Genomic DNA, 25,706 nt, shown 5'->3' on the forward strand with positions numbered 1-25,706 from the left:
CTGCGGAGGATACGAGATTCGAACTCGTGAGGGGTTGCCCCCAACACGCTTTCCAAGCGTGCGCCCTAGGCCACTAGGCGAATCCTCCGCCGCAAACAATACAAGACGTTGAGGAGTGCTCGCGAACGCGTTCCGGGTGGTGGGGGCCCGGCTCGTTTTCCTGGGGGGCGATCCGCTACTGTGGGGGCCAGCCCCTCACGTGGCGCTATCTCACCGAACTCCCCCAGGGCCGGAAGGCAGCAAGGGTAAGTGAGCTCTGGCGGGTGCGTGGGGGGCGCTTTCGTTGGGCGGGGCCGGTTGTCGGTGGGTCCCGATAACCTCGTATACGTGTCGTCCCTTGCGCTCTACCGCCGCTACCGTCCCGAGTCGTTCGCCGAGGTCATCGGGCAGGAGCATGTCACTGCCCCGTTGCAGCAGGCCCTGCGTAACAACCGGGTCAACCACGCGTACCTGTTCAGCGGGCCGCGGGGCTGTGGAAAGACGACCAGCGCCCGCATCCTCGCCCGCTGTCTGAACTGCGAGCAGGGCCCCACGCCGAACCCGTGCGGCGCGTGTCAGTCCTGCCTCGACCTGGCCCGCAACGGCCGGGGATCGATCGACGTCATCGAGATCGACGCCGCTTCCCACGGTGGTGTGGACGACGCCCGTGACCTGCGGGAAAAGGCGTTCTTCGGGCCCGCCAGCAGTCGCTACAAGATCTACATCATCGACGAGGCCCACATGGTCACCCCGGCGGGCTTCAATGCCCTGCTGAAGGTGGTTGAGGAGCCCCCGGAGCATCTGAAGTTCATCTTCGCGACGACCGAGCCCGAGAAGGTCATCGGGACCATCCGGTCGCGTACGCACCACTACCCCTTCCGGCTGGTGCCCCCGGGGACGCTGCGCGACTACCTCGGTGAGGTGTGCGGCAAGGAGGGCATCCCGGTCGAGGACGGAGTGCTTCCGCTCGTGGTGCGGTCCGGAGCCGGGTCGGTGCGTGACTCCATGTCCGTCATGGACCAGCTGCTCGCCGGCGCGGCCGACGACGGTGTGACATATGCCATGGCCACCGCACTCCTCGGGTACACGGAGAGCTCACTGCTCGACTCGGTCGTGGACGCGTTCGCTTCGGGTGACGGAGCGGCCGCGTTCGAGATCGTGGACCGGGTGATCGAGGGCGGCAACGACCCCCGCCGGTTCGTGGCCGACCTGCTGGAGCGGCTGCGGGACCTGGTGATCCTGGCCGCCGTACCCGACGCACGCGAGAAGGGCCTGATCGACGCGCCCGCCGATGTCGTCGAGCGGATGCAGGCGCAAGCCTCTGTCTTCGGCGCGGCCGAGCTCAGCCGCGCCGCCGACCTGGTCAACACCGGGCTCACCGAGATGCGGGGCGCGACGTCGCCGCGGCTGCAGCTGGAGCTGATCTGCGCCCGGGTGCTGCTGCCCGCCGCCTTCGACGACGAGCGCTCCTTCCAGGCACGACTGGACCGCCTTGAGCGGAACGGAGGAGGTGGCGGCGGCGCGTTCGTGGCCGCGGCTGCCGCTCCCGGGCCCGCGATGGGGTACGTACCGGGGCCCGAGGCACATGCGGTGGCACATGCGCTTCCTGCCGCCCCCGCTCCTGCTCCTGTGGCTGCCGCGCCCGCGCCCGCGCCCGCGCCCGCCCCCGCACCGGAGCCGGCCCCGGCCGCCGCCGAGGACGGCCAGCGTCCCGGTGCGTGGCCCGGCTCAGCCGGCGCCGGGCAGGACGGCGGGCGTCGGCCCGGCGGGTGGCCCACCGCCTCGGCACCGGGCCAGGGCCGGCCGGAGCCGCAGCCCGCGGCAGCCCCGGCGGCAGCCCCCGCACCTGCCGCAGCCACAGCTGCCCCCGCCGTTACACAGTCGTCCGCCCAGGGCGCGCTGCAGGTGCAGAACATGTGGCCGGGCATCCTGGAGGCCGTCAAGAACCGGCGGCGCTTCACCTGGATCCTGCTCAGCCAGAACGCCCAGGTCAGCGGCTTCGACGGGACCACGCTCCAGATCGCCTTCATCAACGCCGGCGCCCGCGACAACTTCGCGAGCAGCGGCAGCGAGGACGTGCTGAAGCAGGCGCTGGCCGAGTCCTTCAACGTGCAGTGGAAGATCGAGTCCATCGTCGACCCGTCCGGCGGTGGCGGTGGCGGCGGGCAGCCGTCCGGTGGCGGCGGCTTCGGCGGAGGCGGTGGCGGTTTCGCCGGGCGGCCCCCCGCCCCGGCCCCGCGCCCGGCACAGCCCGCCCCGCAGCCCCACGCCGCCCCGGGCCCTGCCGCACCGCAGGCCGCCCCCGGCCCGCAGCGCCCGGCACCCGAGGCGTCCGCCGGCACTCCGTACGCCGCAGACCCGACACCCCCGCCCCCGCCCACACCCCCACCGATGGCGATCGAGGACGACGTACCGGAAGAGGACGACCCGGACCTCGTCGACTCGGCACTTTCCGGCCACGACCTGATCGTGCGGGAGCTGGGCGCGACGGTCGTCGAAGAGTTCACGAACGAATAGCTCACGAACGCGCGGAACGGGCAGCCGGGCGGGGGAGTGCGGCGCGCGGGCTAGGCTGCACACCGTGAAGGTCCTCGTCATCGGCGGCGGCGCCCGCGAACACGCCCTGTGCCGCTCTCTGTCCCTCGATCCCGACGTCACCGCGCTGTACTGCGCCCCCGGCAACGCCGGCATCGCCGAGGTGGCCGAGCTGCACCCGGTTGACGCCCTCGACGGTGCCGCCGTTGCCAGGCTCGCCACTGAGCTCGGCGCCGGCCTCGTCGTCGTAGGCCCGGAGGCGCCGCTCGTCGCCGGCGTCGCCGACGCCGTGCGTGCGGCCGGCATCCCCTGCTTCGGCCCGTCCAAGGAGGCCGCCCAGCTGGAGGGCTCCAAGGCCTTCGCCAAGGACGTGATGGCCGCGGCGAACGTCCCCACCGCCCGCAGCTACGTCTGCACCACCCCCGAAGAGATCGACATCGCGCTGGACGCGTTCGGCGCGCCGTACGTCGTCAAGGACGACGGCCTCGCCGCCGGCAAGGGCGTAGTCGTCACCGACGACATCCAGGCGGCCCGCGAGCACGCACTCGCCTGCGACCGCGTGGTCATCGAGGAGTTCCTCGACGGCCCCGAGGTCTCGCTCTTCGCGATCACCGACGGCGTGACCGTGCTCCCGCTCCAGCCCGCGCAGGACTTCAAGCGCGCGCTCGACGGCGACGCGGGCCCGAACACCGGCGGCATGGGCGCGTACTCCCCGCTGCCGTGGGCCGACCCCAAGCTGGTCGACGAGGTCATGGCCACCGTCCTCCAGCCGACCGTCGACGAGCTGCGCCGCCGCGGCACACCCTTCTCCGGGCTGCTGTACGCGGGTCTCGCGATCACCTCGCGCGGCGTACGGGTCATCGAGTTCAACGCCCGTTTCGGCGACCCGGAGACCCAGGTGGTCCTGGCCCGCCTCAGGACTCCGCTGGCGAGCGTGCTTCTGAACGCCGCCAAGGGCACGCTCGACGTAGAGCCGCCGCTCAGCTGGCGCGACGACGCGGCCGTGACGGTCGTCATCGCCTCGCACAACTACCCCGAGACGCCGCGCACGGGCGACCCGATCGAGGGCCTCGACGAGGTCGCGGCCCAGGATGCGCCCCACGCGTACGTCCTGCACGCCGGGACCAGGCGCGAGGGCGACGCCATCGTCAGCGCGGGCGGCCGCGTGCTCTCGGTCACAGCGACCGGCACCGACCTCACCCAGGCCCGCGAGCGGGCGTACACGGCACTCAGCCGCATTCATCTCGACGGATCCCAGCACCGCACGGACATCGCCCAAAAAGCAGCGGCCGAGGCCTGACTCAAGCCCGCCCCCACCCCTCCGAACGTCAGCAGCTTTCCCCAAAGCCATTCCATCGAGTGACCGCTGGGCCATCCGGCTGACGGCCGCCGAACCCCCAACTAGGGTGCGGCGCAAGCATTCCGGCACTTGGCCCACCGACATTGCGATGTCAGTGGCGGGTGCCACAGTGGGGGAGTGAGCAAAGCCGTCGCAGGGCGAAGGGGGTGACGTCCGGCCGTGTCCGGTACCGGTATGGGTGTGGAGAAGGGCGCGCAGTCCGCGCGTGACAGGGCTCTCGCTGTGCTGCGCATCCGCGGCAGAGCGCTGGCCGTCGCCCTGCTGCCCGCAGCCGTCGCCGTCGTCCTGCTGGTGGGCGGCGCGACGGGGCATGCGGTCGGCGGGGGCTGGGACACCGCGCGCTGGGTGATGACCGTCGTCGCGGTGGTGGTGCTGCTGGCGGCCGCCGCCGTAGGGGCCGTGATCGTACGGGCGAGACCCGCCACGACGCCGACGGTGGAGGTCTCCGAACGCTCAGCGCCGGACCTCTACCGGCTCGTGCGCGACCTGGCGGACCGCCTGGAGGTACCGGCGCCGTCGGCCATAGCGCTCACCCCCGACTGCGACAGCTGGCTGGAGGACCGCACGCACCCGGCAGCGTCCATACCGGGCGCCACTCCTCGACGCCGCAGGACCGCGGAAGCGCCCGTGCTGGTGATCGGGTCCCCGTTCCTGTGGTGGATGCGGGTGGCCGAGCTGCGCGCGGTGCTCGCCCCGGTAGTCGCCGGTACGGGCCCCTCCGCGCACCCCGACATAGCCGCCGCCCGCCGCTTCGTACGAGGCCTGGACGCAGCGGTGGCGGTCGCGGCCGCCCCGAACCAGGGACTACTCCACCGGCTGCCCCTCCGCTTCGTCGGCTGGGTCTCCAGACTTCTCCTGCGCAGCTGCCGCGTTCACGCGGCCGAGATGGAGCGCGGCGTAGCCACAGCCGCCTCCGAGCGCGCCCAGACCGTCGACTACGGCCTGCGGATCGTCGCCCAGGAGCAAGTAGGCCTGGCGTACGCGGGCTGGGACCGCCTCCTGACCCGGGTCGCGCTGCCCGCATGGCGGATGGGCCGCTGGCCGTCCCGCCTGGACGCGGGCGTGGTCTCCGCCCTCACCGAACTCTCCCGCCGCGACCGCCTGGCAGAGGGCTTCGCCTCCCGCCTCGGCGAGCGCCCGGCGTGCGACCTCCTCGAAGAACCGGGCACGGTCGACGAGGCGGCCTCGCTCCTCGCCGCCCGCCTCTTCCACGGCGGCCCGGCCGAGCCGGGCCCGGACTGGTCACCGGTGGACTGGGCCCAGTACCCGGAAGAGGTCGTCGACCGGAAGTGGCGCGCGGACGCCGCCCGCCTGCACCGAGTCCTGGACACCATGGGCGCACGCCGCTCCACGGCCCCCACCCTGACCCGGGTAATGGACCACCTGTCGACGTCAAACCCCACCCCCCCGGACACAGCCGCCGAGACACTCGCCGCCGCCATCGGGGCAGAGGTAGCCCGCGAGGAGTCCGCCGCCCCGGCGCCCGCGCCGCTCGGGCTCGGTGAAGCCGACCACGACCCCTGGGACACCGGACCCCTCCCGCTCTTCCCGCTCCAGCCGCCGAGGACCGGCCGCGAGCTGCTGGCCGACCATGTCACCGCGATGGTCTGCTGCGCCGCCGTCGACACCGCCGGCGCCGTACCGGGCCTGGACTGGCTCGACGGCCCAGCGCTCCTGATCGATGGCGAGCGCCGTACGGACCTCGGATCCCACGTCCTGAGCCTCGTGGAGGACGGCGACGCGGCACCACTGCGCTCCTGGCTGGCCACGGTAGGAGTACGCCCCGAGAAGACGGTCCGCCTGGTCTGAGCCCGCATCCGCGCACCCCGGTGCCGGACGCAGGATCCGACGTGCCAGGAGGGGTCGTGCCGGGGCGCTCCCCGCAGGGCGTCGAACGCAACCACCCCGAAGAAGTCTCCCTACCCGAACGTTCGACGTCCGAGGAGACGCCCCGGCGCGGCACCGACCCCGGAGCCCCCGCGAAAAGGCCCCCGCCAAAAGCCCCCGCAAAAAGGCCCCCGCACCCCATATCACGACCCCCGCGATGCGGAGGCTCACGTTCCGTTATCGTCAATTCGCGACGAACGGTGACGGAGTGCGTGCGTTATGTGATGTGCTGGGGACCAGTAGCTGACAAGTGGCGCATCACAGTTGTCTCGGGGGCTCGAGGGAGGGAAGCGGCATGGGGGACGAATTCATCCGGCGCTGGCAATCGGGCGCCCTCGCGCATGCCGTGTCCGACCCCTTCGGCCAGGGCCCACTGCCCTGGCTCCGCGGCAGCGAGACCTACTTCGGCGACAGCGGCCAGGTCATCCCCTGGTACGCCGAGCCCACGGAGGGCGCGGACCACCGCGACCCCGTCACCGGAGCCCGGCTCCCGCAGCCCCGCTCCGCCTCCACGGGCAGCCCCCGCACCGCCGACGACGTACGCCAGCAGATCAAGGGCTTCGCGTCTCCCGGCGCGGCAGCCCCCGGCGAGGCGATCGACTTCCACATCACCGTGGACCCGCCCCAGCAGTTCTCCGTGGACATCTACCGGATCGGCCACTACGGCGGCGACGGCGCGGCGAAGATCACCACCAGCCCCCGCCTGTCCGGCATCGTCCAGCCGGCCCCGCTCACCGCCGACCGCACGGTCTCCTGCCACCACTGGTGGCTGTCCTGGCGCCTGCAGATCCCGGACTTCTGGAACATCGGGGCGTACGTCGCCGTGCTCACCACCGCCGACGGCTACCGTTCCCACATCCCCTTCACGGTCCGCGACAGCCACCCGGCCGACCTGCTCCTGCTCCTGCCGGACATCACCTGGCAGGCGTACAACCTCTACCCGGAGGACGGCCGCACCGGCGCGAGCCTGTACCACGCGTGGGACAGCATGGGCCGCCTCCTGGGCGAGGAGGACGCGGCCACGACGGTCTCCTTCGACCGCCCGTACGCCGGCGCCGGCCTCCCCCTCCACGTGGGCCACGCGTACGACTTCATCCGCTGGGCCGAGCGCTACGGCTACGACCTCGCCTACGCCGACGCCCGCGACCTGCACGCGGGCCGCATCGACCCGACCCGCTATCGAGGCCTGGTCTTCCCGGGCCACGACGAGTACTGGTCGGCCCCCATGCGCCGCACCACAGAGCTCGCGCGCGAGGCAGGCACGTCCCTCGTCTTCCTCTCCGCCAACACGATGTACTGGCAGGTAGAACTAGCACCGTCCGCCTCCGGCACGGCCGACCGCCTCCTCACCTGCCGAAAACGCCGAGCCCCCGGCAAGCCCGCCCTCTGGCGCGAGATCGACCGCCCCGAGCAACAACTCCTGGGCATCCAGTACGCCGGAAGGGTCCCCGAACCCAGCCCCCTGGTCGTACGCAACGCGGACCACTGGCTCTGGGATTCGACCGGCGCGCACGAGAACGACGAGATCGAAGGCCTGGTCGCGGGCGAGGCCGACCGCTACTTCCCCCGCACCCAGCTCCCCGAGCACCAGGACCGCATCCTGCTCGCCCACTCCCCGTACGAGGACGGCGAGGGCCACCGCCGCCACCAGGAGACATCCCTCTACCGGGCCCCCAGCGGCGCACTGGTCTTCGCCTCCGGCACCTTCGCCTGGTCCCCGGCCCTGGACCGCCCGGGCCACGTGGACCCCCGCATCCAGCGAGCCACAGCCAACCTCCTGGACCGCATCTGCAAACGCGACTGAGCTCACAGACCGCCCCGCCCCCACACTCACGCCCCGCATACGGGAGAATCGGAAGCGCTCCTGGATCAACCTACGCGGAGGAACCGTGTCCGGATTCGTAGAAAAGCCCGAGCCGCTCCAGCTGCCGGGCCTGACCCACCTCCACACGGGCAAGGTGCGTGACCTCTACCAGAACGAGGCCGGCGACCTCGTCATGGTCGCGAGCGACCGCATCTCCGCGTACGACTGGGTGCTGCCCACGGAGATCCCCGACAAGGGCCGGGTCCTGACCCAGCTCTCGCTCTGGTGGTTCGACCAGCTCGCGGACCTCGCCCCGAACCACGTGATCTCCACCGACCTCCCCGCCGGCGCCCCGGCCGACTGGGAAGGCCGCACCCTCGTCTGCAAGTCGCTGCGGATGGTGCCGGTCGAGTGCGTCGCCCGCGGCTACCTCACCGGCTCGGGCCTCACCGAGTACAACGAATCCCGCACGGTCTGCGGCCTTGCCCTCCCCGAGGGCCTGACGGACGGCTCCGCGCTCCCGGCCCCCATCTTCACGCCCGCGACAAAGGCGGCGGTCGGCGATCACGACGAGAACGTGAGCTACGAGGAAGTCGCCCGCCAGGTCGGCGCCGAGACCGCCGCCCAGCTGCGCCAGATGACCCTCGCCATCTACAGCCGGGCCCGCGACATCGCCCGCGACCGGGGCATCATCCTCGCCGACACGAAGTTCGAGTTCGGCTTCGACGGCGACCAGCTGATCATCGCCGACGAGGTGCTGACCCCGGACTCCTCGCGCTTCTGGCCCGCCGCCACCTGGGAGCCGGGCCACGCCCAGCCGTCGTACGACAAGCAGTACGTCCGCGACTGGCTGACCTCGCCCGCCTCCGGCTGGGACCGCAAGGCGGAGCTGCCGCCGCCCCCGCTCCCGCAGGAGATCGTCGACGCGACCCGGGCGAAGTACCTGGAGGCGTACGAACTCCTCACCGGCCTCAGCTGGTCCTAGCCGGTGCCCAGCTGGGCCCCGCGGCAAAGTCCGGGGCCCAGCCGGCCCGGCTCCAACGGCCCCAGGCAACGCAGAAGGCCCCGGTCGCAATGACCGGGGCCTTCTGACTCTGAGCGGACGACCAGGTTCGAACTGGCGACCTCAACCTTGGCAAGGTTGCGCTCTACCAACTGAGCTACGTCCGCATGCGCTGTGTTGCGATGCCCACTATACCCAACCTCGCTCGCGTGCGAGCCGCACCGCCGTATGACGATTTTCCGCACCCAGTTTCGAGGCGGCCGAAGACAGATAGTTGCGCACCGTCCCCGGCGACAGCGCCGCCCGCTCCGCGATCTCCGCGACGGGCGCCCCGTCCGCCGCCAGCTCCAGCACTTCCGCCTCCCGTACGGTCAGCGGAGAGTCCCCGGCGGAGATCGCGTCGGCCGCCAACTCCGGGTCCACGTACCGGTTTCCGTCCCGTACGCTCCGGATCAGCTCGGCCAGCCGCTGCGCGCTGACGGTCTTCGGTACGAACGCCCGCACCCCGGCCGCGAGCGCCCGTTTCAGGTGCCCGGGACGCCCGTGGCTGGTCACGATCATGCAGCGGCAGTCGGGCAGCTCGGCCCGCAGCGTTGTGGCCACACTCACACCGTCGGCGCCAGGCATCTGCAGATCCAGTACGGCGATGTCCGGCCGGTGCGCCCGGGCCATCGCGATCGCCTCGGGCCCGGTGGCCGCCTCAGCGACGACCACGAGGTCGTCCTCCAGCCCGAGCAGCGCGGCGAGCGCACCCCGGATCAGATGCTCGTCGTCAGCGAGCAACACCCGCACCGGCCGCCCCACCACGGAACCACTCACCCCAACACCTCCGAAACCACCGAAACCACCGAAACCACCGGCACCTCAGCAGTCAGCCGGAACGTCCCGTCCCCGCCCGGCCCCGCCCGCAGCGTCCCGCCCACCGCGCTCAGCCGCTCCCGGAGCCCGGCCAGCCCCGACCCCGGAGTGCCGTCGGCGGACACGTCCCCCGCCCCGTCGTTCTCCACGACCAGCACCGCCCTCCCGCCCTCCGCCGTCAGCCGGACCGTGCAGCTGCGCGGGTCCCCGTGCCGCAGCACATTGGTCGTCGCCTCCCGTACGACCCACCCGAGCGCCGACTGCACGCCCGGCGGAAGATCGTCGCCCAGCTGTCCCCTCTCCATCAGACAGTCGATGCCCGCCGCACTCAAAACGCCCCGCGCCCCTTCGAGTTCGGCAGCCAGATCCGCCTCGCGATAGCCGCGTACGACCTCACGCACCTCGCGCTGCGACTCCCGCGCGATTCGCTGCACTTCGGCCATCTGCTCGGCGGCCTCCGGTCTGCCGCGCCGCGCCAACTGCACCGCCAGTTCGCTCTTCAGCGCGATGACAGCGAGATTGCGCCCCATGACGTCGTGCATGTCCCGCCCGAAACGCAGCCGCTCCTCGGCGACCGCGAGCCGCGCGATGGCGTCGCGGTTCCGGTCCAGTTCCCAGATCACGGCCATGAACCAGGCCGAGGACCGCGTGGTCAGCAGCGCGAACAGCCCCACGAAGAACACGACCACCGCCCCGGCCACTGCCGCCCCCGCCTCCGCCCCGGTGGCGGCCAGCGCCCCCGCGACCAGCGCCGCTGTCACCACGGTCCCGAGCATCAGCCGCCGGAGGGTCGACAGCATGAACGTCGACATGGCCGTGGTGAGCAGGGCGTACGGCAGTATCCCCACCATCGCCGTCCCGTCGCCGATCCCCCCGGTCGCCTGAAGTGCCACGATCAAGCCCACCGAAACCGCGCCCAGCCCCATCGCGACGGCCGCCGAGCGCCACGGCGCCGGGGCCCCGTCGACGTAATGCGCGAGCCCGTGGTGGATGGTGTGCATCGCGACCGCGCACTGCGCCACGGACAGGGCGAGCAGCCCGCGCGCGAGCGCGACGGCGCCGGGTTCGCGGCTCACCTCCTGAGTGAGGGGCGCGAGAGCCCCGGTCGAGATCAGCCACGGCAGCAGATAAAGCGTCACCCGCATGTACAGGTCAAGCTTCGCGGCCTGGCTCCGCTTCCGCCAGAAGCCCTTCATCCCCGTAGTCCCCCCATTCCCCTACCGCACATTCCCCTACCGCCGCGGCTCCCACCGGAACCACCGCTGCACAGCGAATACAGACAGTACGGTCCAGGCCACCGCCGTAGCGACGGCGCCCAGCGCCTCGTACGCCCCCAACTGCCCGCTCCAGCCGCCCCGCACGAGCTCCACGACCGGCGACAACGGCAGCAGCTCACACACCGAGGCGACCTTGTCCGGCAGCAGCTCCAGCGGAACGACGACCCCCGACGCGACCATCGAGACCAGCATCACCGGCAAGATCGTGATCTGCGCGCCCTCGGCGGACCGGGTGAAGGCGGTGGTGGCCGCCGCCATCGTCCCCGCGACCGCAAGCCCCAGCACCACACCGACGACCACCCACAACGGATCGGCCGGCATCTCCACCCCGAGGACCACCACCCCCGCGACCACCAGCAGCACGCACTGCGCCAGCCCGGCCACGAGCGTGGCGGCGGCCGTCCCCGTCAAGATCTCCGCGTCACCGGGCTCCCCGGTCCGCAGCCGCTTCAGTACGAGCTCCTCGCGCCGTACGACATAGACCGTGACCAGCGCCGAGTACACCCCGAAGAGCAGCACGAACGCCACGGACATCGGCATCATCGCCGCCCCCAGCGAAATCCCCGCCTTGCCGAGCTCCAGATCATCGAGGACCGGCCGCATCGCGAACGTCATCGCCACCGGCAGCACCAGCGCCGTGAGGAGCACCGCCTTGTGCCGTACGAGCAGCGTCAGTTCGGCCCGCGTCAGAGCCGCCATACGTCCCGCGACAGCAGTGCTCATCGCGCCCCCACCTCTTCCGCGTTCTCGTTCTTCTTCGCCTCGCGCGCGATGTTCAAAAAGGCCTCCTCCAGCGAGGCCGACCGCACATCGAGCCCGCGCAGTTCCACCCCGGCCGCCTCCGCCCACGTCAGCAGCCCGGTCGCCGTCCGCTGGAGCCGTTCGGTGAACAACTTCGCCGTACGCCCCGCCACCTCATGCCCGGTAACGCCCAGCGCTCCCAGCGGCGGCAGATCCCCCAGGTGGTAGCCCTCCGGCAGCTCGAACGAAATCTGCGAGGGGTACGCCGCCACCACCTCGTCCACCCGCCCCTCGGCGGCGATCCGCCCCTCGTGCATGATCGCCAACCGGTCGGCGAGCTCTTGCGCCTCCTCCAGGTAGTGCGTGGTCAGCAGCACGGTCGTCCCCCCGTCCCGCAGCTCGCGCACCAGCTCCCACGTCTCGCGCCGCCCCTCGGCGTCGAGCCCCGTCGTCGGTTCGTCGAGGAAGAGGATCTCCGGCCGCCCGAGCAGCGCCGTCGCCAGATCCAGCCGCCGCCGCTCCCCGCCGGACAGCTGCTTGACCCGTACGCTCGCCCGCTTCCCGAGCCCCACCAGGTCCAGCGCCTCGCCCACCGGCCGCGCCCCGCTGGTGCACCCGGCCCACATCCGGACGGTCTCGCGCACCGTCAGCTCGGACGGAAAGCCGCCTTCCTGGAGCATGACGCCGACCCGGGGCCGCACCTTGGCGCGCTCGGTGTACGGGTCGTGGCCGAACACCCGGACGCTGCCGCCGGTGGGCCGGGCCAGGCCTTCGAGGAGCTCCAGGGTCGAGGTCTTGCCCGCCCCGTTCGTGCCGAGCAGCGCGAAGAGCTCGCCGCGCGCCACGGAGAAGGAAACGCAGCGGACGGCCTCGAAGCCGCCGGTGTAGGTACGCCGGAGCCCCTCGGCGTCGATCACGTACTCAGGGGTGGTCATCGTGGTCATGCCACAAGACTTCCGCCGGACGACGGCCACCGGCAGTGCGGGCTGTCACTACTGCATATGACAAATGTCAGCAGCGAACAACGGACCCAACGACGAAGGCCCCGGTCGCAATGACCGGGGCCTTCGTACTCATGGAGCGGACGACGAGATTCGAACTCGCGACCCTCACCTTGGCAAGGTGATGCTCTACCAACTGAGCCACGTCCGCATTTGGTGCCACCACTGTACCTGATCCACCGAAGTGGTCGGTAAGCGATGTAGAGCGGGTGACAGGAATTGCACACTGCGCCTTCCCCCTGGAAGGGGGATGTTCTACTACTGAACTACACCCGCACGCTGCTTGAGGTCCGGCCCTGTGGCCTTGCCCCTTGGCGTGTTCCAGACTCTAGCCGATCACCAGGGGTGCATTGCAAGTCGGCGGGCGCCCAGGACTCTCGGCGGACCTTCAGCGGCTGTCTACGAGGCCTCCGCGAAGGCCTCGTAGACCTTCTTCGGGATGCGGCCCCGGGCCGGCACGTCCATCTGGTGCGAGCGCGCCCACGCGCGCACGGCCGCCGGATCCGGTGCCACGGAGGTGTGGCGGTAGACCTTGCCCGACTTCGAGTGCTTTCGGCCCGCCTCGATGTACGGCTCCAGCGCCGTGCGTAGTTTCTTTGCATTGGCGGGATTCAGGTCGATCTCGTACGACTTCCCGTCCAGGCCGAAGCTGACCGTTTCCGCTGCTTCCCCTCCGTCGATGTCGTCGGAGAGCGTGACCACTACGCGCTGAGCCACGGATATTGGTCCTTTCCTGCGGCACTACCGCGTCCGACGTGACGTCTGACATGACGTCTGACATGCGGTGATGCCGGCCTTCCGGCTGATTTGGAGCAATGCTGTTTTTCTCGCTATTCCTTTGTACAGCGACAGCCATTGCATTGTGAAGCCCATTTAATTCCGTCCGCGTGTCCTTCCGCAATCGGGGGCGGCACCCGAGCCCCATTTTCCCCCGGATTTTCCCCCCGGTTGTCGCCCCCGATACCGGAACGTGATCCGCGTAGACTCATATCTACCCGCGTAGAATTTCAAGCCGGGTACGCTGATGGAACCGCCTTCGCACCACACCACCACCGGGAGTGCCAGTGGCACGCGTCGTAGTCGACGTCATGCTCAAGCCCGAGATCCTCGACCCGCAGGGACAGGCGGTGCAGCGTGCACTGCCCCGTCTCGGCTTCGAGGGAATCGCGGACGTCCGTCAGGGAAAGCGTTTCGAGCTCGAGGTCGATGGGCCGGTCGATGACGCCGCCCTCGCCCGCATCCATGAGATGGCCGAATCGTTCCTCGCCAACACCGTCATCGAGGACTTCACCGTGAAGGTGGAGGAGTCGAAGTGACCGCTCGTATCGGAGTCGTCACCTTTCCGGGAACGCTCGACGACCAGGACAGCCTCCGGGCCGTCCGGACCGCGGGCGCCGAGCCGGTCTCGCTGTGGCACCGCGACAAGGACCTCAAGCAGGTCGACGCGGTCGTTCTCGCGGGCGGCTTCTCCTACGGCGACTACCTGCGGGCCGGCGCCATCGCCCGCTTCTCGCCGGTGATGGAGACGATCATCGAGCAGGCCAAGGCCGGTATGCCGGTCCTCGGTATCTGCAACGGTTTCCAGATCCTCACCGAGGCCCACCTCCTGCCCGGCGGGATGCTGCAGAACAACCACCTGCACTTCATCTGCCGCGAGCAGAAGCTGCGCGTGGAGACGAGCGAGACCGCCTGGACCGCGGACTACACCGCCGGTCAGGAGATCCAGATCCCGCTCAAGAACATGGACGGTCGTTACGTCGCCGAGGAGCGCGTGCTCGACGAGCTGGAGGCGGAGGGCCGCGTCGCCTTCCGCTACCTGGACGTCAACCCGAACGGCTCGCTCCGCGACATCGCCGGCATCACCAACGCCGCCGGCAACGTCGTGGGCCTGATGCCGCACCCGGAGCACGCCGTGGAGCCGCTGGTCGGCACGGGACGTACCGACGGCCTCGGATTCTTCACCTCGATCCTGAAGAAGCTGGTCAACGCATGACTCTGGACACCGTCAAGCACGCCGCGGAAACCCCCGAGGTCGGGCAGCCCTGGAAGGAGCTCGGCCTCAAGGAGGACGAGTACGCGCGTATCCGCGAAATCCTGGGGCGGCGGCCCACCGGCGCCGAGCTCGCCATGTACAGCGTCATGTGGTCCGAGCACTGCTCTTACAAGAGCAGCAAGGTCCACCTGAAGCAGTTCGGCGAGAAGGTCCCGGTCAACGACGCGATGCTCGTCGGCATCGGCGAGAACGCGGGCGTCGTCGACGTCGGCCAGGGTTACGCCGTGACCTTCAAGGTCGAGTCGCACAACCACCCCAGCTACATCGAGCCCTACCAGGGCGCGGCCACGGGTGTCGGCGGCATCGTCCGCGACATCCTGGCGATGGGCGCCCGCCCGGTCGCGGTCGTCGACCCGCTGCGCTTCGGCGCGGCCGACCACCCCGACACGCGGCGCGTCCTTCCGGGCGTCGTCGCGGGCATCGGCGGCTACGGCAACTGCCTCGGCCTGCCGAACATCGGCGGCGAGGTCGTCTTCGACGAGTGCTACCAGGGCAACCCGCTGGTCAATGCCGGCTGCATCGGCGTGATGAAGCACGAGGACATCCACCTCGCGAAGGCGAGCGGTCCCGGGAACAAGGTCATTCTGTACGGCGCCCGTACGGGCGGCGACGGCATCGGCGGCGTATCGGTACTGGCCTCGGAGACCTTCGAGTCGACGGGTCCCGCGAAGCGTCCCGCCGTCCAGGTCGGTGACCCCTTCCAGGAGAAGCTCCTCATCGAGTGCACCCTGGAGATCTTCCGCGAGGAGCTCGTCGCGGGCATCCAGGACCTGGGTGGCGCGGGCCTGTCCTGCGCGACGTCGGAGCTCGCGAGCGCCGGCTCCGGAGGCATGCGCGTCGAACTGGACACCGTCCCCCTCCGTGACTCCTCCCTCTCGCCCGAGGAAATCCTCATGAGCGAGTCGCAGGAGCGCATGTGCGCGATCGTGGAGCCGGGGAAGGTCGACCGGTTCATGGAGATCTGCGAGAAGTGGGACGTCATCGCCACCGTCATCGGTGAGGTGACCGACGGCTCGCAGCTGGAGATCTTCTGGCACGGCGAGCAGATCGTCGACGTACCGCCGCGGACGGTTGCCCACGAGGGCCCTGTCTACAACCGTCCGTACGCCCGCCCTGCCTGGCAGGACGCGCTCCAGGCCGACGACGCGAACAAGCTGGCGCGGCCGGCGAACGCGGCGGAGCTGCGGGAGCAGGTGCTGAAGCTCGTCGCTTCCCCCAACCAGGCGTCGAAGTCGTGGATCACCGACCAGTACGACCGGTTCGTGCAGGGCAACACGGTGCTCGCCATGCCCGAGGACGCCGGCATGGTGCGGATCGACGAGAAGACGAACCTCGGCGTCGCGATGGCGACGGACGGCAATGGCCGGTACGCGAAGCTCGACCCGTACACGGGTGCGCAGCTGGCGCTGGCGGAGTCGTACCGCAATGTCGCCGCTTCGGGCGCGAAGCCGCTCGCGATCTCGGACTGCCTGAACTTCGGTTCGCCGGAGGACCCGGACGTCATGTGGCAGTTCGCCGAGGCCACGCGTGGGCTGGCGGACGGCTGCCTGCAGCTGGGCACCCCGGTGACCGGCGGCAACGTCTCCCTCTACAACCAGACCGGCGAGACCGCCATTCACCCGACGCCGGTCGTCGCGGTGCTCGGTGTGATCGACGACGTGACGCGGCGTACGCCGGTCGCCTTCGCGGAAGAGGGCCAGCTCCTCTACCTGCTCGGTGACACGCACGAGGAACTGGGCGGTTCGGCCTGGTCCCAGGTCATCCACGACCACCTGGGCGGCATGCCGCCGAAGGTGGACCTGGACCGCGAGAAGCTGCTGGGCGAGATCCTGATCTCGGCGTCGCGCGACGGCATGATCGACGCGGCGCACGACCTGAGCGACGGCGGCCTGATCCAGGCGGTCACCGAGTCCTGCCTTCGGGGTGGGAAGGGTGCGCGGCTGGTCGTGCCGGACGGGCTCGACGCGTTCGTGTTCCTCTTCTCCGAGTCGGCGGGCCGGGCGGTCGTGTCCATCCCGCGCAGCGAGGAGCTTCGCTTCAACGACATGTGTGGGGCGCGGGGTCTGCCGGTGTCCCGGATCGGTGTCGTCGACGGTGACGAGATTGAGGTGCAGGGCGAGTTCAGCATCCCGCTGACGGAGCTCCGTGCGGCGCACGAGGCGACGCTGCCGGCGCTCTTCGCCTGAGCGGCTCCCCTGAGCGATCATCTCGGCCCCGGCCAGTTACTTGGCCGGGGCGGGGTGGGGGAAGGCCCCGCGCAGCGGTCCGCCCGCGAATTGAGGACCGGGGGTAGGGGGCGGAGCACCGCCTTCGGTGCGGCCGGGCAAAATGAGGGGCCCTTGTCGTAGCCGGGGGCTAATCTCGGGGCCATGTCATCCGCTGCCCAGAAGCGACCGCGCCCCCGCCCGCGCCGTTACGACGCCGGCAAGATCCGCGCCGCGGTCCTGGCCCAGTTCGGCAACGTACAAGACGCCGTGCGCGACCTCACGCCCGCGCAGCTCGCGCTCCCCACCCACCTCGGGGACTGGACCGTCCGCGACCTGGCCGCGCACGTCACCATGGCCGTCGGGGCCGTCACCCGCTGCCTCGAACAGCCGGCCCCGCCCAAGCAGGAAGTCCCCCTGCTCGACTGGCCGTTCGCCACCGCATCCCGCGCCGCGCAGATCTCCGACGACACGAAGTCGATCGCGGAATCCGCGCCGGATCTCGACGCTCTGTACGAGCGGACCCGCGCCCGGCTCGCCGAGCTCCTGCCCACCGCCCCCGACGACCGGCTCCTCGCCACCCGCGTCGGTGCGATGCGCCTCGACGACTACCTCGTGACCCGCACCGTCGAACTCGTCGTCCACACCGACGACTTGAACCACGCCGCCGGCCTCGCCGTCCCGTACGACCGCCAGGCCCTCGCCGCCTGCACCCGCCTCCTCGCCGACGCCCTCGCGGTCAAGGCGCCCGGCGGTTCCGTCGAGGTCCGCGTCCCGCCGTACGCCGTCGTCCAGTGCGTGGAAGGCCCCCGTCACACCCGCGGCACGCCGCCGAACGTCGTCGAGACCGACCCCCTCACCTGGATCCGCCTCGCCACGGGGCGTACGGACTGGGACACGGCCGTCGACGACGCGAAGGTCAGCGCCAGCGGCGAACGCGCCCATTTGGCGGGGTTGTTGCCGATTCTTGGCTAGCAATGCCAGCAATTACTTGATCATGTAATGTTGCCGTCGCCAGCGCAGGACGTACTTCGCACCAAGGAGGTGAGACCCATTACCGCTGTATCAGGTCGGGTGCTCTCATCTCGCGACCGCGCGGTTCACCCGGCATAGGTGACCGAGGGAGCGCCCATCGGCGTCCCGAAAGGTTTCCCATGTCTCTCTCTCCTTCTCTCATCGTCACCAGGCTTCGGGCCGCCGGCTGCGTATTCGCCGAGGACGAGGCGGACTTGCTCCTCTCCACCGCGCGCGATCGCGCCCACCTCTCCGCCATGGTGGACCGCCGGATCGCCGGCCTGCCCCTCGAACACGTCCTCGGCTGGGCCGAGTTCTGCGGCCGCCGCATCGCCGTGGACCCCGGGGTCTTCGTCCCCCGCCGCCGCACCGAGTTCCTGGTCCAGCAGGCCGTGGCCCTCGCGCCGCCGCGGGCCGTCGTGGTCGACCTGTGCTGCGGCTCGGGAGCGCTCGGCGCGGCGCTGGCCGCGTCCCTGGAGCGGGTCGAGCTGTACGCCGCCGACGTGGACCCCGCCGCCGTGCGATGCGCCCGGCGCAACATCACCGCCGTCGGCGGCCAGGTCTACGAGGGTGACCTCTACGCGCCGCTGCCCGCCGCCACGCTGCGAGGACGGGTCGACGTACTGCTGGCCAATGTGCCGTACGTACCGACCGAGGAGATAGAGCTGCTGCCCCCGGAGGCCCGCATCCACGAGGCGCGGGTCGCGCTCGACGGCGGGGCCGACGGGCTCGACGTACTGCGGCGGGTGACGGCGCAAGCGGCGCGGTGGCTGGCGCCGGGCGGCCACCTGCTGTTCGAGACGAGCGAGCGCCAGGCGCCGCAGGCCGTCGAGACCGTGGCCCGCGACGGGCTGGTCCCGCGGGTCGTCACGTCCGACGAGCGGTACGCCACCGTCGTCATCGGGACCAGGGGCAGGTGAGTGCGTAAGCGGAACCGGGCCGGTGGAACCAGAAACCCCACTCGTCCCGTCCCATCGCCATGGATACGTCGCGCACCCGCATCTCCGCCCGCCGCCCCCTCACCGGCGCCGTCAGCGCCCTGGCCGTCCTCGCCGTCCTCACCCTGGCCGCCTGCGGCGCGGAGTCGGGCCCGGGCGCCGGCGGCGACGGCACCGTAAAGCCGGACCTCCAGCTCAGCGGCATCGACTGGACCGTCGACAGTGTGACCGTCGACGGGAAGAAGATGCCGGCACCCGAGAAGGCCACGGTCCGGATCGACGACAAGGGGCGGGCCGAGGGGCACACCGGCTGCAATCGCTTCGGCGCCGATGTGAAGGTCAAGGGCGACACGATCACTGTGGGACCCGGCCAGACCACCGAGATCGGCTGTCCGAAGAACATCGCGAAGTTCGAGCAGCACCTTCAGCGCACCTTCACCGGTGAGCTGAAGGCCAAGGTCACGGACGACAAGCTGACGCTGACCACGGCCGAGGGCGACACCATCGCCCTCTCCGAGACCAAGCCCGAGCCCGACGCGCAGCTCCTCGGTACCGAGTGGAAGGTCGAGTCGCTGCGTGACGGTGACACCGCCACCTCACTCCCCGGGGACGCGGCGGCCAAGGCGAAGCTGTTCTTCGGCGAGGACGGGACCGTAGGCGGACATCTCGGCTGCAACAACGTCTCGGGCAAGGCGAAGGTCTCCGGATCCACCATCACCTTCTCCAAGATCGCCACGACTCGGAAGATGTGCGCGCCGCCGGTGATGGACGCCGAGAAGGCCCTGCTCAAGGTCCTCGACGGCAAGGCGGCCTATGAGGTGCGCGAGCGGGCCCTGTCCCTCACCGCGGAGAGCGGCAAGGGACTGGAAGCGGTCGCGATCGCCAGGTAGACCGAACGGTTACGCGCGACGGCGGCGCAGCGTCGCCAACACGGCCGCGCCGCCCAGCGCCAGTGCCGCACCCCCGACGGCCAGTGGCCAGCTGGAAGCGTCGCCGCCGGTCTCGGCCAGGCGCTGCTCGCCTCCTTGGGGGCGTACGCCGGACTCCGGAGCCGCGGGTGCCTCGGCCGCCTTGGACGCGACGGCCGTGGCCGGTGCGGCGGCGGCCGGGCCCCCAGGTGCCGGCGAAATCTCCGGAGCGGAAGCAGAAGCAGCAGAAGCAGGAGTCGACCCCGGCGCCACGCCGCCCAGGCTGACGGCGACCGTCGCCTCCGTCCTGCCGGAGGCCACGACCTTCACCCGCACCTTGCGCGCGGTGTCGGTCAGTTCCGTCCCGGCCTTGACCGCGTCCGCGTCCGGCGCCTTGCCGTCACCCGGCGTCGGGTCGATGAGTGCCGACCTCGTGTAGTCGTCCGCCAGGACGCGGTGGGCGTGGACGCCCTCGATCGCGCCGTCGAGCGCCCCCGCCTTCGCCCGCAGCTCGACGACGATCCTGTCCTTGTCGCCGAGGGGGATGCGCAGCGCGCGGACGCCGCTGCCCTCGCCGTACAGCGGGCGCAGCTTGTACGTACCGGACTCGGTGACGTCGGCGAGTTCGTCGCCCGCCAGCCACTTGTTGTGGATCAGCTCGGGCGACGTCAGCCCGGCCGCCGAACCGCCACCGCCCATGACGGACTTGTGACTGGTCCCGTCCTCCTTGCAGCCGGCGCCCAGGTCCCCGGCCGGACAGCGCAGCCGCTGGTGATGGTGGTAACCGAGATTGTGGCCGAACTCATGGACCAGCGCGTCGATCGAGAAGTGCTCGTCCGGCATCCAGGTTTTCCCGCCGCCGACCGTGCCCAGTCCGGCGTACTCGCACTTGGCCTTCTTGTTCGGGAAGACGATCGAGACGTGGTCGTACGCGCTCTCCCCGACGCCCTTCGCGATCAGCGCCTTCTGCGTCTCGTCCGCGATCCGGCCGCTGTCGCAGGCGGCGGCCATGGGGAGCGTGAGCGGCCCGCTCACCAGGTCCGTACCGGCCGGTCCGAAGGTGGTCCTGCCCCGGGTGATCTCGGTGTAGTACGAGGTCAGGGAACCGCTCTTGCCGTAGTAGGCGGACTCCAGGGTCGACTCCAGCTTCGCGGGGTCGCCGTGCGCGCTGTCGCTGAAGTTCACCATCACGATCTGCACACCGCGCCGGCCGTCGGGCGCCGCCTCGGCGGCGTACGCGGCGGGGGCCGCCGCCGAGGCGAGTACGACGCCGCAGGCGAGGGCCGACAGACGTCGCACTCGGGAGGTCGGCTGCATGTGGGGGTTCCTTCCGCCGCAAAACGAAAACAGTGGGGGAAGGACATCGTGATCAAGCGCGGCACCCGTTAAACGCGAATACAGTGTGCTAAGTGCGCCTACGCGCAGCAACGTACAGTGCGCATGCCAAGTGGACCCTCAAGATCCCGTCCCACTTCGCGGATGCCCGTATGGACAGGGAAAGGCGCGTGATTACGGGCCGCATGCGCCCATAGCGCCCCGATCCGGAGCCGTCCCGCATCCCCAATTCGGACCAGTGGTCGATCTCGCCTACACTCGGTGGTGTGCCTCGTGGTGATGGACGACTCAACCACGACCTGCTCCCCGGTGAGAAAGGCCCCCAGGACGCTTGCGGCGTCTTCGGTGTCTGGGCTCCCGGCGAAGAGGTCGCCAAGCTCACCTATTTCGGACTGTATGCCCTGCAGCACCGTGGACAGGAGTCCGCGGGCATCGCAGTGAGCAACGGGTCCCAGATCCTCGTCTTCAAGGACATGGGACTGGTCTCGCAGGTCTTCGACGAAACCTCTCTCAGCTCTCTCCAGGGCCATATCGCGGTGGGCCATGCCCGCTACTCCACCACCGGAGCCTCGGTGTGGGAGAACGCACAGCCGACCTTCCGTGCCACCGCGCACGGATCGATCGCCCTGGGTCACAACGGCAACCTGGTCAACACGGCGCAGCTCGCCGAGATGGTCGCCGCCCTGCCCAAGGAGAACGGCCGCGCGACCCAGGTCGCCGCGACCAACGACACCGACCTGGTCACAGCTCTGCTGGCCGGCCAGACCGACGACGACGGCAAGCCCCTCACCGTCGAGGAAGCCGCCGCAAAGGTTCTCCCCGAGGTCATGGGCGCCTTCTCCCTCGTCTTCATGGACGAGGGCACGCTCTACGCCGCCCGCGACCCGCAGGGCATCCGCCCGCTGGTCCTCGGCCGCCTCGAGCGCGGCTGGGTGGTGGCCTCCGAGTCCGCCGCCCTCGACATCTGCGGCGCCGCGTACGTCCGTGAGGTCGAGCCGGGCGAGATGCTCGCCATCGACGAGAACGGCCTGCGCACCTCCCGATTCGCGGAAGCGAAGCCCAAGGGCTGTGTCTTCGAGTACGTCTACCTGGCGCGCCCGGACACCGACATCGCCGGCCGCAACGTCTATCTCTCGCGTGTGGAGATGGGGCGCAAACTGGCCAAGGAAGCCCCGGCCGACGCCGACCTGGTGATAGCTACGCCCGAGTCCGGCACTCCCGCGGCCATCGGCTACGCGGAAGCCAGCGGAATTCCGTACGGCTCGGGCCTCGTCAAGAACGCGTACGTCGGCCGGACCTTCATCCAGCCGTCCCAGACGATCCGCCAGCTCGGCATCCGCCTGAAGCTCAACCCGCTCAAGGAAGTCATCCGCGGCAAGCGACTGGTGGTCGTCGACGACTCGATCGTCCGCGGCAACACCCAGCGAGCCCTGGTCAAGATGCTCCGCGAGGCCGGCGCCGCCGAGATCCACATCCGGATCTCCTCCCCGCCGGTGAAGTGGCCCTGCTTCTTCGGCATCGACTTCGCGACCCGCGCGGAGCTCATCGCCAACGGCATGACGATCGACGAGATCGGCAAGTCCCTGGGCGCCGACTCGCTCTCGTACATCTCCATCGACGGGATGATCGAGTCGACCACCATTCCCAAGGCGAACCTGTGCCGCGCCTGCTTCGACGGCGAGTACCCGATGGAGCTCCCGGACCCCGAGCTGCTCGGTAAGCAGCTTCTGGAGACCGAGCTCGCGGCCGGCCCGGCGAACGCCGCGGCCGAGGCGCTCCGTCGCCCGTAACGCCCCCGTTCCACGACACGAAAGTTCCCAGCAATGTCTGAGACGACTGGTGCCAGCTACGCGTCCGCGGGCGTCGACATCGAAGCGGGCGACCGCGCCGTAGAGCTCATGAAGGAGTGGGTGAAGAAGACGCAGCGCCCCGAGGTCACGGGCCTCGGCGGCCTCGGCGGCTTCGCCGGTCTCTTCGACGCCTCCGCCCTCAAGCGCTACGAGCGTCCGGTGCTCGCCTCCGCCACCGACGGTGTCGGTACGAAGGTCGACCTCGCCCGCAAGATGGGCGTGTACGACACGATCGGGCACGACCTCGTCGGCATGGTCGTCGACGACCTGGTCGTCTGTGGCGCCGAGCCGCTCTTCATGACCGACTACATCTGTGTCGGCAAGGTGCATCCCGAGCGTGTCGCGGCCATCGTCAAGGGCATCGCCGAGGGCTGTGTCCTCGCGGGCTGCGCCCTCGTCGGCGGCGAGACGGCCGAGCACCCGGGTCTGCTGGGCGAGGACGACTTCGACGTCGCGGGCGCCGGTACGGGCGTGGTGGAGTACGACCGGCTGCTGGGCGCGGACCGTATCCGTAAGGGTGACGCGGTGATCGCCATGGCGTCCTCCGGTCTTCACTCGAACGGGTACTCACTCGTGCGCCACGTGGTCTTCGACCGCGCCGGCTGGTCGCTGGACCGCGAGGTCGAGGAGTTCGGCCGTACGCTCGGCGAGGAGCTCCTGGAGCCCACCAAGATCTACTCGCTGGACTGCCTGGCCCTGACCCGCACCGCCGAGGTGCACGCTTTCAGCCACATCACGGGCGGCGGTCTTGCGAACAACCTGGCCCGTGTGATCCCGGACGGCCTGCACGCCACGGTCGACCGCTCCACCTGGACCCCCGGCGCGGTCTTCGACCTGGTCGGCAAGGCCGGGCAGGTCGAGCGCCTGGAACTCGAAAAGACCCTCAACATGGGTGTCGGCATGGTGGCCGTCGTCCCCGAGGAGTCGGTGAACGTGACCCTGGAGACCCTCGCCGACCGCGGCGTGGACGCCTGGGTCGCCGGAGAGATCACCGAGCGCGGCGACCACACCACGGGCGCGACGCTTACGGGCACGTATTCGAATTAAAAGCGCCGCGAAGTAGTCACCGGTGGCAGCACAGAACCCGGTCCGGGGCCGAGGCCCCAGACCGGGTTACGTGTGTAATGCCTGTTCGAGGTGTACGGACGTCAAGCGCCGCGACGATGGGCCGAAGGACCGGACTCTTCGGTCGAGTCTTCGTCCTCGTCATCGTTGTACTGAGCCGCGTACTGTGCGTACGGGTCGTCTTCCTCGTCGTCGTCCTCGAACGGCTCGCCATTAGGCGGCTGTTGCGAAGTCGTCGAAGCGCCCAGCTCGTTGGCCAGACGCGACAGGTCCGTCCCGCCGCTGCTGTACTTCAGCTGGCGGGCGACCTTAGTCTGCTTGGCCTTTGCCCGGCCGCGCCCCATGGCTCGACCCCCTCGGTGACGGGGCTCGACGGCCCCAGAGTCTTGACACGCGTTCATGGTTCGGAACGGGCTCCCCTTGGAGAGACCGGTCCGTAGGGCATCAACGGTACCTGCTTCCGCGGCCATACGGTACGCCGCCCGCACGCAACGCCTCGCCGCAGAACCTTCGAGGAGCCCCGTCCTCGCTGGTCAACTGCGATTTTAACCTCTTCTTGAGGGTCGACCCGCCGACGGGGGTGAGTCATGTCTCGTCATGTCCCACCCATGTCACACCGACGGCGGGCCGGCCCTCCCGCGGGTCAGCTCCGGCGCGCCTCGGCCATCCTCTGCTCGGCGATCCTGTCGGCCGCCGCGGCCGGCGGAATGCCGTCCGTCTTCGCACGTGCGAATATCGCCAGCGTGGTGTCGAAGATCTTCGCGGCCTTCACCTTGCACCGGTCGAAGTCGAAGCCGTGCAGCTCGTCGGCGACCTGGATCACGCCGCCGGCGTTCACCACGTAGTCGGGCGCGTAGAGGATCCCGCGGTCCGCGAGGTCCTTCTCGACGCCCGGGTGGGCGAGCTGGTTGTTGGCCGCGCCGCACACCACCTTCGCAGTGAGCACCGGGACGCTGGCGTCGTTGAGCGCGCCGCCGAGTGCGCACGGGGCGTAGATGTCGAGACCCTCGACGCGGATCAGCGCCTCGGTGTCCCGGGCGACGGTGACGTTCTGGTGACGGTCGGTGATGCGGCGTACCGACTCCTCCCGTACGTCCGTGATCACTACCTCGGCGCCGTCCGCCAGGAGGTGCTCGACGAGGTGGTGGCCGACCTTGCCGACGCCCGCGATGCCGACCTTGCGGCCGCGCAGGGTCGGGTCGCCCCACAGGTGCTGGGCCGAGGCCCGCATGCCCTGGAAGACGCCGAAGGCGGTCAGTACGGACGAGTCGCCGGCGCCGCCGTTCTCGGGGGAGCGGCCGGTGGCCCAGCGGGTCTCGCGGGCGACGACGTCCATGTCGGCGACGTACGTGCCGACGTCGCAGGCGGTCACGTAACGCCCGCCGAGGGAGTCCACGAACCGGCCGTACGCGAGGAGCAGCTCTTCGCTCTTGAGCGTCTCGGGGTCACCGATGATCACGGCCTTGCCGCCGCCGTGGTCGAGTCCGGCCATGGCGTTCTTGTACGACATGCCGCGCGCGAGGTTCAGCGCGTCGGCGACGGCCTCTTCCTCGCTCGCGTACGGGTAGAAGCGTGTGCCGCCGAGGGCCGGGCCCAGGGCGGTCGAGTGGATGGCGATGACGGCCTTGAGGCCGGAGGCACGGTCCTGGCACAGCACGACTTGCTCGTGGCCGCCCTGTTCCGATCGGAACAGGGTGTGCAGGACGCCGTCGGTTGCGTCGGTCACGGTGGTGACTCCCAAGTACGAGGCGGCTTTGCCCTCCTGCGGGTGGGGAGGGCTGATGAGCAAGAGAGTAAGACCTGGCGGGCCGCGGGCGTGCGGCAGTGCTGAGGATCACCCCCTGGCGGAGTACGCGTGGGACGATTTCTCTCCGGTTTCCTTTCCGGTTTTTTC

Annotated in this window: 21 protein-coding genes, 4 tRNA genes and 1 other RNA gene; 14 read left to right on the forward strand and 12 right to left on the reverse strand. The window is 70.3% G+C overall.

Annotation, left to right across the window (positions count from 1 at the left end):
- Positions 1–3: 3 nt before the first annotated feature.
- Positions 4–88, reverse strand: a tRNA-Ser gene (locus ABZX79_RS14630).
- A gap of 98 nt (positions 89–186) precedes the next feature.
- On the opposite strand from ABZX79_RS14630, the gene ffs reads away from it, so the two are divergent.
- The 6 genes from ffs to ABZX79_RS14660 all read left to right on the forward strand — a co-directional run bounded on the left by ffs (position 187) and on the right by ABZX79_RS14660 (position 8,550).
- Positions 187–285: signal recognition particle sRNA small type (ffs, locus tag ABZX79_RS14635), an RNA gene on the forward strand.
- 42 nt (positions 286–327) lie between these two features.
- Entirely contained in the window at positions 328–2,496 is a 2,169-nt protein-coding gene (locus ABZX79_RS14640; RefSeq protein ID WP_355256144.1) for a DNA polymerase III subunit gamma and tau, read from the forward strand.
- Between the two features lie 64 nt (positions 2,497–2,560).
- Positions 2,561–3,814, forward strand: a complete 1,254-nt coding sequence (gene purD, locus ABZX79_RS14645; RefSeq protein WP_355256147.1) for a phosphoribosylamine--glycine ligase — start codon at positions 2,561–2,563, stop codon at positions 3,812–3,814.
- Between the two features lie 219 nt (positions 3,815–4,033).
- Positions 4,034–5,683 (forward strand): hypothetical protein, encoded by a 1,650-nt coding sequence (locus ABZX79_RS14650; RefSeq protein WP_355256150.1) that lies wholly within the window; start codon positions 4,034–4,036, stop codon positions 5,681–5,683.
- Positions 5,684–6,056: 373 nt separating this feature from the next.
- Positions 6,057–7,565: a N,N-dimethylformamidase beta subunit family domain-containing protein gene (locus ABZX79_RS14655; RefSeq protein WP_355256153.1), complete on the forward strand. Its 1,509-nt coding sequence runs from the start codon at positions 6,057–6,059 to the stop codon at positions 7,563–7,565.
- 85 nt (positions 7,566–7,650) lie between these two features.
- Positions 7,651–8,550, forward strand: a complete 900-nt coding sequence (locus ABZX79_RS14660; protein WP_355256156.1) for a phosphoribosylaminoimidazolesuccinocarboxamide synthase — start codon at positions 7,651–7,653, stop codon at positions 8,548–8,550.
- A 112-nt stretch (positions 8,551–8,662) separates the two neighbouring features.
- Here ABZX79_RS14660 and ABZX79_RS14665 read toward each other — a convergent pair.
- From ABZX79_RS14665 to ABZX79_RS14700, 8 genes are all read right to left on the reverse strand, one after another.
- Positions 8,663–8,735, reverse strand: a tRNA-Gly gene (locus ABZX79_RS14665).
- A gap of 22 nt (positions 8,736–8,757) precedes the next feature.
- Entirely contained in the window at positions 8,758–9,372 is a 615-nt protein-coding gene (locus ABZX79_RS14670; RefSeq protein ID WP_355256483.1) for a response regulator transcription factor, read from the reverse strand.
- A gap of 11 nt (positions 9,373–9,383) precedes the next feature.
- Complete coding sequence (locus ABZX79_RS14675) at positions 9,384–10,571, reverse strand: histidine kinase (RefSeq protein ID WP_355256159.1); 1,188 nt, start codon at positions 10,569–10,571, stop codon at positions 9,384–9,386.
- Positions 10,572–10,658: 87 nt separating this feature from the next.
- Positions 10,659–11,426, reverse strand: a complete 768-nt coding sequence (locus tag ABZX79_RS14680) for an ABC transporter permease (RefSeq protein WP_355256162.1) — start codon at positions 11,424–11,426, stop codon at positions 10,659–10,661.
- Complete coding sequence (locus tag ABZX79_RS14685) at positions 11,423–12,379, reverse strand: ABC transporter ATP-binding protein (protein WP_355256486.1); 957 nt, start codon at positions 12,377–12,379, stop codon at positions 11,423–11,425. Before ABZX79_RS14685 ends, ABZX79_RS14680 begins: the two co-directional genes overlap by 4 nt.
- Before the next feature lie 141 nt (positions 12,380–12,520).
- Positions 12,521–12,596 (reverse strand) — tRNA-Gly (locus ABZX79_RS14690).
- 53 nt (positions 12,597–12,649) lie between these two features.
- Positions 12,650–12,721: transfer RNA gene (locus ABZX79_RS14695), tRNA-Gly, on the reverse strand.
- 123 nt (positions 12,722–12,844) lie between these two features.
- Positions 12,845–13,162, reverse strand: a complete 318-nt coding sequence (locus tag ABZX79_RS14700) for an Lsr2 family protein (protein WP_355256165.1) — start codon at positions 13,160–13,162, stop codon at positions 12,845–12,847.
- A 347-nt stretch (positions 13,163–13,509) separates the two neighbouring features.
- Here ABZX79_RS14700 and purS point away from each other — a divergent pair, with 347 nt between their 5' ends.
- From purS to ABZX79_RS14730, 6 genes are all read left to right on the forward strand, one after another.
- The gene (purS, locus tag ABZX79_RS14705) at positions 13,510–13,761 is read left to right on the forward strand and encodes a phosphoribosylformylglycinamidine synthase subunit PurS (RefSeq protein ID WP_214973755.1); all 252 of its coding nucleotides are present in this window, start codon (positions 13,510–13,512) and stop codon (positions 13,759–13,761) included.
- Positions 13,758–14,438, forward strand: a complete 681-nt coding sequence (gene purQ, locus ABZX79_RS14710; protein WP_355256169.1) for a phosphoribosylformylglycinamidine synthase subunit PurQ — start codon at positions 13,758–13,760, stop codon at positions 14,436–14,438. Before purS ends, purQ begins: the two co-directional genes overlap by 4 nt.
- Positions 14,435–16,684: a phosphoribosylformylglycinamidine synthase subunit PurL gene (gene purL / locus ABZX79_RS14715; RefSeq protein WP_355256172.1), complete on the forward strand. Its 2,250-nt coding sequence runs from the start codon at positions 14,435–14,437 to the stop codon at positions 16,682–16,684. Before purQ ends, purL begins: the two co-directional genes overlap by 4 nt.
- Before the next feature lie 183 nt (positions 16,685–16,867).
- Entirely contained in the window at positions 16,868–17,677 is an 810-nt protein-coding gene (locus tag ABZX79_RS14720) for a sterol carrier family protein (RefSeq protein ID WP_355256175.1), read from the forward strand.
- A gap of 179 nt (positions 17,678–17,856) precedes the next feature.
- Positions 17,857–18,636: a putative protein N(5)-glutamine methyltransferase gene (locus ABZX79_RS14725; RefSeq protein WP_355256178.1), complete on the forward strand. Its 780-nt coding sequence runs from the start codon at positions 17,857–17,859 to the stop codon at positions 18,634–18,636.
- A gap of 59 nt (positions 18,637–18,695) precedes the next feature.
- Positions 18,696–19,544, forward strand: coding sequence for an META domain-containing protein (locus ABZX79_RS14730; protein ID WP_355256181.1), 849 nt, complete (start codon positions 18,696–18,698; stop codon positions 19,542–19,544).
- 9 nt (positions 19,545–19,553) lie between these two features.
- Here the strand turns inward: ABZX79_RS14730 and ABZX79_RS14735 are convergent, their stop codons facing one another.
- Complete coding sequence (locus ABZX79_RS14735) at positions 19,554–20,879, reverse strand: LPXTG cell wall anchor domain-containing protein (RefSeq protein WP_355256184.1); 1,326 nt, start codon at positions 20,877–20,879, stop codon at positions 19,554–19,556.
- Positions 20,880–21,163: 284 nt separating this feature from the next.
- On the opposite strand from ABZX79_RS14735, the gene purF reads away from it, so the two are divergent.
- Together purF and purM are read left to right on the forward strand one after the other, a co-directional pair.
- Complete coding sequence (purF, locus tag ABZX79_RS14740) at positions 21,164–22,687, forward strand: amidophosphoribosyltransferase (protein WP_355256187.1); 1,524 nt, start codon at positions 21,164–21,166, stop codon at positions 22,685–22,687.
- Between the two features lie 33 nt (positions 22,688–22,720).
- On the forward strand, positions 22,721–23,794 hold the full coding sequence (gene purM, locus ABZX79_RS14745; RefSeq protein ID WP_355256190.1) for a phosphoribosylformylglycinamidine cyclo-ligase: 1,074 nt from the start codon (positions 22,721–22,723) through the stop codon (positions 23,792–23,794).
- 101 nt (positions 23,795–23,895) lie between these two features.
- Here the strand turns inward: purM and ABZX79_RS14750 are convergent, their stop codons facing one another.
- Together ABZX79_RS14750 and ABZX79_RS14755 are read right to left on the reverse strand one after the other, a co-directional pair.
- The gene (locus ABZX79_RS14750) at positions 23,896–24,156 is read right to left on the reverse strand and encodes a DUF3073 domain-containing protein (protein WP_069928096.1); all 261 of its coding nucleotides are present in this window, start codon (positions 24,154–24,156) and stop codon (positions 23,896–23,898) included.
- 299 nt (positions 24,157–24,455) lie between these two features.
- On the reverse strand, positions 24,456–25,538 hold the full coding sequence (locus ABZX79_RS14755; RefSeq protein WP_355256193.1) for a Glu/Leu/Phe/Val dehydrogenase dimerization domain-containing protein: 1,083 nt from the start codon (positions 25,536–25,538) through the stop codon (positions 24,456–24,458).
- Positions 25,539–25,706 lie beyond the last annotated feature (168 nt).

The sequence above is a fragment of the Streptomyces sp. NPDC002994 genome (assembly GCF_040611155.1).
Classification (GTDB): domain Bacteria; phylum Actinomycetota; class Actinomycetes; order Streptomycetales; family Streptomycetaceae; genus Streptomyces.